Annotated in this window: 1 protein-coding gene; it reads right to left on the bottom strand. The window is 46.1% G+C overall.

What is annotated here, in order from left to right; genetic code table 11:
* A partial coding sequence (locus A3757_RS05720; RefSeq protein WP_156506206.1) for a GNAT family N-acetyltransferase occupies window positions 1–553 on the bottom strand: 553 nt, incomplete at both ends.

Raw genomic sequence — 553 nt, 5'->3', positions numbered from 1 at the left:
AGCCTTCCTTTAGATCTAAACCTTCAAAAAATTGATCTAGGTGCTTTTTTGAAGCCTCACTTAGCTGGTATGGGTGATGACAGACTAGATACTTTGTCTCAGTTCCATAGTAGTGCTGATAGAAATAGATAAGTAAGTCTTTAGCTGGTGCAGATAAGGTATTGCTAATACTTACTGCGCCGAACAAGTAACGGTATTGAGGGTGTAGCCTAAGAAAGGCTGCGATGCCATACCACAAATATTCCAGGCTTTTGGAACCCCAGTATTGTGGCTGAACAAAACTTCGGCCCAGCTCCAACCCATGCTCTAGAATGCTACGCGATGCTGGTAAGTAGTCGAATAAGCTCGCAGTATAAAGAGGAGAATTAACAATCAGCCGATCAGAATCTTCCTGTACATCGAGCTGATCAGTACCTCTTAGGCGATACGCGCCGACCACCTCACCTTGCTCTTCATCCCAAAGGACGATGTGCATATAGTGGGCATCGTACTCATCGAGATCACGTTCACGCCCTGTTCCTTCGCCCACCAAGCGGAAGGACTCTTCTCGCAA

This window comes from Oleiphilus sp. HI0117 (assembly GCF_001635235.1).
Note: the sequence above shows the minus strand (reverse complement) of the source record. Positions and strands in the feature narration are given on the sequence as shown.